We start from the raw sequence: 7708 nt of genomic DNA on the forward strand, positions 1-7708 counted from the left end.
GAAGGGGACGCTCTTTAATAATTTAGTTGAGCATATAAACAGAAGCCGAACAGCTCGTCGGAGGAATCGAGGCAGTTGACTACAATTGTTGCTTATTGACAGTCGGTACGCATAATGGCTGATGCAACCTTGAGGATGCCCTCTAGGAAATTTTCCAGGGAAGAATCGGTGGTCAAGATTGGCAGCGCTGGCTGAAGCCTTCGGCTGCCGATTGCTGCCGGGATGAAGTTAGAGTTGTTTCTGACAGGACAATTCTCAGGGTGTGGCTTCTTTTACCGGCAGGCAGACAAGGTCCCGCGAGTCGAAATCTGCACAGGCAGCGCATACTGGCTCAGCGTCTTCCGGAAGGCTCACCCATTTCCTGGATGAAACGCATTGATGCCGTTCCGCAAAGAGAAGATCCAGGCGTTCACAGGTTGGATAATATTTGCAGTCTTGCGGGTCTTGCTGTTTCGGCATTGGTCTATTCTCGAAAGCAACGCCTGGTTTCGAAAAGATCGTCACTCTTCCTGCCGGCTTAGTCGTTCCAGTTTGTTCTGCTAGTGACCTAGAATCTGACCTTTCAAGACCTGCTGATCTCTTTTAGAAATAGAGAGGAACTGCACGCCGATTCCAAAGCGTAGCGTCTTGTTGTCACAGCTCTTTACAGTCATCCAGACCACTCTGCCGGTTACATTCAGGGGCATGCGATTCGGGACACCGATCATCATTGAAAAGGTGTGCCCGGGTGGAAGGAACTGCTGCGAAGAGATGACAATACCAGTTGGACTGATATCTTCGGCTTCGCCTTCTATCGCACTGTGGGAAGTCAGGATGGAGACCGGCCACCTTTTTGGCCCGTCTTCGAGCTGGCAGTCAGCAACTGCCATTTCAGTATGCAAACGTATACACTCTCTGTGTCTATCCACTCTCATGCTGTTAACGTCCTCATTTCCTGATCCCATGACAATCCTATGACAATTCCTCTCGGAGCAGCTCATTTCTGCGGTGGAGGCTCAGCAAGACCTCTGCTATCTCCCCGGACAACCTCCAGGGCTCCAGACTCTGGCAGTGCGCCCGACCTCATGGCACCAGCAAGATTAGCGCCACGGGTATAAAAGTCACCGCCGCTCTTGCCAATGTCAGCTCTTGCCTGATATTGCGTGCAGCTTTCGCGTATAGTGCCCTTTGATGACTTTATGGAGTCTCGCCCTGTTCTGGGCAGACAGCCTGGTAAAGCGGACGATCATCCCCCTGGGAGTAACCTCGTCGTCTGGGCCGTGGATGTTCGACCAGACCACTTCACCCTCTGCGTGCAAAGACTCGCGTTGAGAAATTTCGATGCTGAAAGTGGCTCTGTCGTAGATCCGCAGTGGCTCGCTGCAGCAAACAAAGGCGGTATTGGTGGTGATACACTGGGTTTCTCCCTGTATAGGTCCTTCTGCTGTCAAGAAGATAACAGGATACTTTGCCTCTACTCTCCGATATTGGTCTGATTTTTTCTTGGCGAGAGTACTCAAAATGATACCTCCTTTATGGCAACACCCCAATTTACTTCGTTCCCCTGCCTCCAATGTATTCACAAGATTCCTGAAAAGTATTTCGTTACAATTAGTTAGCTTCTGATCTTTAATAGGAGCCTCTCCCTCCCCCGCTTGAGAGACTGCAACCGCTGTGCCACTGGATATGGGCACCATAAACAGCTGGCTCTGAGCGAGTGTGAAACGAAAAAACTTGTAACAGGCAGGGTTTTGAGTTAAGTGTGTTGTTTGCGGTAAGCTTTTTTGCTGTGTGCAGAATGTGGGACAAAGACAGATCACTGTAGATAGTCTCCGGGGTGAGGCAGGCCACCTCACTTTTGTCCACTACCAACAGTGGAGGTTAGTGCCATGCTAGAGGTCAATGATCTTTGGGTTGAAGTAAATGATACCCAGGTGCTCAAAGGGGTAAGTTTCAGAATCCCTCCCGGTGAAACACACATTCTTTTTGGTAAGAATGGCTCCGGCAAGTCTACTCTTCTTATGACTCTGATGGGTTTTCGCCGCTACAAGGTTACCCAGGGACAGATTATTTTCAAAGGCAAGGATATTACCAACCTGCCAGTCAATGCCCGGGCCAGGATGGGCATGGGACTCGCTTTTCAAAGACCACCGAGCATCCGTGGAGTCAAGACTCGTGACATATTCAACATATGCAACAACAATGGCGTCTCCTGTGAAGCACTGGCCGAAAAATTCCAGTTCAGCGATCTTCTCGATCGAGAGCTCAATGTGGGATTCTCCGGCGGGGAAATGAAGAAGTGTGAAATTCTGCAGCTGCTCCTCCAGGATCCTGACCTGGTGCTGCTGGATGAGCCGGAGTCAGGCGTTGATCTGGAAAATCTTGAAGTTCTCGGCAAGGCCATTAACAAGCTCTTGCAGAAGTATCTCTGGCGACAGCGGGCCAAGTCTGGACTGATTATTTCGCACGTGGGTTTTATCCTGAACTATGTTGAAGCAGATGCCGGCTATGTGCTTATGGACGGACGCATCCACTGCCATGGAAACCCGCGTGAATTATTCAGGGGAATCCAACGGCATGGTTACCGGGAGTGTATAGAATGCCAGAGATAGAACGTAGACAGAGGGCTGAAAAGGCCAAGGACAAGAAGGCAGCATTCGGCAGCGACATAGATCTTGCCAGTTTTCGTCCTGCAGATAAAGCTTCCGCTTCTTTGCAAACACTGGAAGATTTTTCGGAAGAAGATCGCCGCAAAATTGAACATTCGGGCGTAGACCTGGAGGAGAAGAACAGAGTCGGCACCTTTTTCCAAACTGACCATCGGGTCCTCCATTGCGCTGTGAGTCAGCCCGGCCTGGAGGTGCTGCCCATGGCCGCAGCTCTCCAACAATATCCCTGGTTGGAAGAAAAATTTTACTGGCGGACTGTAGCAGTGGACACGGACAAGTTCACTGCTCAGGCGGAGCTGCAATTCCAGAACGGCTATTTTATCAGATCTCTACCTGGCCAGAAGGTAAATGCCCCTGTGCAGGCGTGCCTTTATATGACCCACGAGAAGGCGGCACAGAATGTTCATAATGTCATCATTGCTGAAGAGGGGTCAGAACTGAACATCATCACTGGCTGCGCTACTGCACCTCGCCTTCGGAGCGGCCTGCACATAGGCATATCTGAATTTTATGTGCAGCGGGGCGCCAAGATTACCTTCACCATGATCCACGACTGGGCTGAAGAGGTAATAGTGCGCCCCCGCTCGGGAATCATCGTGGAAGAGGACGGCCTTTTTCTGTCAAACTATGTGTCATTGAAGCCTGTACGTTCGCTGCAAACTTTTCCCACAGTCAGGTTGGTCGGTTCGGGAGCCGTTGCCCGCTTTCATTCGGTGCTGGTAGCGCCTGCCGGCAGTGAACTGGACACCGGCGCCAGGATAATACTGGAGGCACCGCAAACTCGCGCCGAAATCATCTCCCGAACGATCACCACTGGTGGAATCATCCGCGCCAGAGGACATCTGTGCGGTTTGAGCCCTGAGGTCAAGGCTCACCTAGAGTGCCATGGACTGATACTCGACGACGGCGGCACAATTCATGCGATTCCTGAACTGGAAGGGCACGCAATGGGGGCAGAGATGTCCCACGAAGCAGCTGTCGGCAAGATTGCCGAAGAAGAGATAGAATACCTCATGGCTCGCGGACTCGACGAAGAGGAAGCAACTTCAACTATAGTTCGGGGTTTTCTCAACGTACAAATCGAGGGGCTGCCCCCGGAATTGCAAGCTGAAGTAGACAGAGCGATTGCTGAAAGTGAACTGAGTATGTTGTAAACAAACTGAACTGGTCGGACAAAGCTGTACACTTTATCTCAGGGGGGAATGAACCACCCTCTTCGTTCGCTCCATCAGCCAATCAATGAGCAACTACCGCATCCTCATCCCCTATTTTCGCAAAAATCTTCCCAGGTTGATTATCGGCATCAGCTCGCTCCTGCTGGTGGACCTCCTGCAACTCCTCATACCCCGCGTCATCAAGCGGGCTGTAGATGATCTGACAAGTCTGCAGGCCACAGGAGCACGGCTGCTCGAGTATGCCTCGGTAGTCATGGTGCTTGCTCTGGGCATTGCCCTGTTTCGCTTCATCTGGAGGCGGTTCCTGCTCGGACATTCGCGCATCATTGAAGAGGCCCTGCGCAATCGTCTTTTCAGCCATCTCCAGTCACTCCCCTTTTCCTATTTCGACCGCACCAGCACTGGTGAGCTGATGGCGCACGCCACCAATGACATCCAGGCGGTTCAGCTCGCCAGTGGCATGGGCCTGGTAGCCGTTACTGACACCCTGGTGCTCGGTACGGCGGCAGTCGGCTTTATGCTTTACATCAACCCGACTCTGACTCTGATCGCCCTGCTGCCCATGCCCTTCATTGCACTCTTTACCAAAATATTCAGTCGCATATTTCATGAACGATTTCAGCGTGTACAGGCATCATTTGCCAGGTTGACTGAACAGGCAAGAGAGAATCTGGCGGGCATCAGAGCAGTCAAGGCCTATACCCAGGAAAACTCCGAGATCGCCCGGTTTGACCGCTTTGGCAGGGATTACGTGGCAGAAAACCTCAGCATGATCAGGATAAGCGGCCTCTTTTCGCCAATGAGCCTCTTTTTTTCAAATCTGAGCATGGCATTGCTGCTCCTCATTGGCGGCAAGCTCACCATCCTGCGAACAATCTCCATCGGTGACTTTGTTGCTTTCAACAGCTACCTGCTGCTCCTCACCTGGCCAATGATGGCCCTGGGCTGGATGGTCAATCTCTTTCAGCGCGGAGCAGCCTCTCTTGGCCGCATTCAGAAGATCCTCGATATTCGTCCCGAGGCGGTGGAGAGCAAAGACGCTGCTCAGCCCATGACAGTGCAAGGCGGCATCGAATGTCGCAATCTCAGCTTCACTTATCCAGATTCGGCCACGCCAGCACTGCGTAATATTGACCTGCGGGTAGTGCCGGGACAATTGGTGGGCCTCGTAGGAAGAACTGGCGCTGGCAAGTCGACCCTTCTCAAGCTCATTCCCCGCTTCTATAGACTGGACAAGGGGCAACTCTATGTGGATGAGGTAGAAATCCATGACATTTCTCTGGGGTCACTTCGAGGAGCGATAGCTGCTGTGCCGCAGGATCCTTTCATCTTCGCTGATACGGTGCGCAATAATATTTCTTTTGGCAAACCTGGCGCTGACAACAAAGAGATAATGCAAGCTGCCGAGGCAGTGCAACTTATGGACGAGATTCTCTCTTTGCCGCAGCAGTTCGACACCCTGCTGGGAGAACGCGGTGTGACTCTTTCTGGAGGACAGAAGCAGCGGCTGACACTGGCCCGCGCTCTGCTTCTTGACAGGCCTATTCTCATACTCGACGACTGTCTGTCATCAGTAGACGTGGATACAGAACTGGCCATTCTCGACAATCTCAAGAACTACATTCGCGGCAAGACTACATTCATCGTATCGCACCGTCTCGAGATGATGCGTCTTGTGGACGTGATCTATGTATTCGATGCTGGCCGGCTTTGTGAAAAAGGCAGTCACCAGCAACTCGTGAGCAGCACCGGCCTCTACAGCAAGCTGTACAGGCGGCAGCAACTTTTGCATGAACTGCAAAACTAGACAGGGAACAGCAAGAACACGGAAATCACCAGCGAGTAGAAACTGACCATGCATGGTACATACGGCTATTTCGAGGAAGGCAAGCTGGGCAAGCCATATGACTGGCCACTCTGGCGGCGCTTTTTCCGCTATGGCCGTCCATACGTCTGGGTGATAGCCCTGAGCATCTTTCTTGTATTTGTAGTCACCGCTGCTGAATTGACAATTCCATATCTGCTCAAGATCGGCATTGACAGGTACATAGTGGTGTCTGCCCGTCGCTTACACATTCCCCCGCAAGAGTCTGAATTAGTGGAAGAGCTGCTGAAACAGCTCCAGGGCAGGTATCAGCCAGCCGCCCAAGACCTGTTTATTACCTCGAGGGAGCTCAGGAAGATAGATCCGCGATTGATTCGCCAGCTGGAGAAAAGCAAACTTCTCACTGCGGATCGCTTCTACTTCACTCGTATCAGCTCTCCAGAGCAGCAAGCACTGGTGGCAGCAAGGAGTCAGCTCTTCGTGGTAGACAGAGATCTTGTCTACATTGATTTCAAGGACCTGTCCAAATTATCTCGAAGTGAACTGCGAATTCTCAGACACAGGGATCTGCTGGGGCTCTACCGGCTGACACTTCTTTTTGTCAGCCTCCTGGTGATTGCTGCACTCTGCACTTTTGGACAGAATGTCTTCATGGTCTATGCCGGCCAGCACATGATGCACGACCTTCGCATGCAGCTCTTTACCCACATCCAGGGAATGAGCCTCACCTTTTTTAATCAAAATCCTGTGGGACGCCTTGTTACCCGTTTAACCAATGATATCCAGAACATGGACGAACTGTTCAGCACTGTGGTAATGACCCTCATGAAGGATGTGGTGCTGCTCACAGGCATCCTACTCATTCTTTTTCGACTGGACTGGCAGCTCACCCTGGTGACCCTCTCGGTGCTCCCTCTCATTATTTTGCTGTTCCGCATATTTGGCGTGCAGGTGCGAGTTGCTTATCGGGAAATCCGGACAAAACTTGCTCGTATAAACAGCAGTCTCAACGAGTACATATCTGGTATACGAGTGATCAAGATGTTTCAGCAAGAAAAGCAGGTATTCACCCGTTTTCGCTCTCTGAATAACGACTACTATCGAGCAACCCTTCGCCAGATCACTGTGCAGGCCGTCTTTTTTCCGTGTATAGAATTGCTCGCTACCACGACTACCGCCCTGCTTCTGTGGTATGGCGGCCTGCAGGTCATCAGCGAGAGCCTGACTCTCGGCGCCCTGGTCGCCTTTCTCTCCTACCTCCGCATGTTTTTTGGTCCCATACGTGATGTCTCGCAAAAATACAGCATCATGCAATCGGCCATGGCCTCGGCCGAACGAATCTTCCAATTATTGGACAACAAGGAAGATAGCGAGCAGCAACACGTTTCGACAAAAATTCGACTTCCCTCTGTCAGAGGTGAAGTGGAATTTTGCCGAATAACATTTGGCTACACTGAGGACGATAGAGTTCTGCAGGAGGTCTCCTTCAAAGTGCTGCCAGGTGAAACAACTGCCATAGTCGGCATGACAGGCGCTGGCAAAACGACCCTGATTCATCTGTTGGAAAGGTTTTACCAGCCGAGGGCCGGGAAAATACTGCTCGACGGTACTGACATTGCCCATCTGGATCTTACCTGGCTCAGGCAGCAAGTCGGCCTGATCATGCAGGATGTAACTCTCTTTTCTGGATCCATTCGCGACAATATTGTTCTCGATAAAGGCCTGTCGACGAACAGGCTGGAAGAAATCATCGAGATGGCGCGCCTGCAGCAGGTGGTCTCGAGCAAAGAGGCTATGATGGATAGCATAATCGGCGAGGGCGGTATGAGTCTGTCTGCCGGAGAACGCCAGCTTCTCGCTATTGCCCGAGCCATGGCCTATGATCCCAGAGTGCTGGTGCTAGATGAGGCCACGGCAAACATTGACAGTGAAACCGAACACTTAATTCAGCAAGCCCTCGAACAACTCTTCGAAGGACGCACCACCATAGTTATCGCGCATCGTTTGTCCACAATCCAGAAGGCCGACCGTATCCTCGTCCTTCATCAGGGGCATATTGT

7 protein-coding genes are annotated in these 7708 nt (G+C 51.7%); 4 read left to right on the forward strand and 3 right to left on the reverse strand.

Annotation, left to right across the window (positions count from 1 at the left end; all coding sequences use genetic code 11):
* Positions 1–255: 255 nt before the first annotated feature.
* The 3 genes from JRI89_15745 to JRI89_15755 form a co-directional block, all read right to left on the reverse strand.
* The gene (locus JRI89_15745; protein MBW2072692.1) at positions 256–459 is read right to left on the reverse strand and encodes a hypothetical protein; all 204 of its coding nucleotides are present in this window, start codon (positions 457–459) and stop codon (positions 256–258) included.
* Between the two features lie 80 nt (positions 460–539).
* Entirely contained in the window at positions 540–914 is a 375-nt protein-coding gene (locus JRI89_15750; protein MBW2072693.1) for a PilZ domain-containing protein, read from the reverse strand.
* 207 nt (positions 915–1121) lie between these two features.
* Positions 1122–1499 (reverse strand): PilZ domain-containing protein, encoded by a 378-nt coding sequence (locus JRI89_15755; GenBank protein MBW2072694.1) that lies wholly within the window; start codon positions 1497–1499, stop codon positions 1122–1124.
* Positions 1500–1868: 369 nt separating this feature from the next.
* On the opposite strand from JRI89_15755, the gene JRI89_15760 reads away from it, so the two are divergent.
* The 4 genes from JRI89_15760 to JRI89_15775 all read left to right on the forward strand — a co-directional run.
* The gene (locus JRI89_15760; protein MBW2072695.1) at positions 1869–2591 is read left to right on the forward strand and encodes an ABC transporter ATP-binding protein; all 723 of its coding nucleotides are present in this window, start codon (positions 1869–1871) and stop codon (positions 2589–2591) included.
* Positions 2579–3802, forward strand: coding sequence for a SufD family Fe-S cluster assembly protein (locus tag JRI89_15765; GenBank protein ID MBW2072696.1), 1224 nt, complete (start codon positions 2579–2581; stop codon positions 3800–3802). Before JRI89_15760 ends, JRI89_15765 begins: the two co-directional genes overlap by 13 nt.
* Positions 3803–3887: 85 nt before the next feature.
* Entirely contained in the window at positions 3888–5630 is a 1743-nt protein-coding gene (locus JRI89_15770; GenBank protein ID MBW2072697.1) for an ABC transporter ATP-binding protein, read from the forward strand.
* 48 nt (positions 5631–5678) lie between these two features.
* A partial coding sequence (locus JRI89_15775; GenBank protein ID MBW2072698.1) for an ABC transporter ATP-binding protein occupies positions 5679–7708 on the forward strand: 2030 nt, incomplete at its 3' end.

The organism is Deltaproteobacteria bacterium (assembly GCA_019309045.1).
Classification (GTDB): Bacteria; Desulfobacterota; Syntrophobacteria; order BM002; family BM002; genus JAFDGZ01.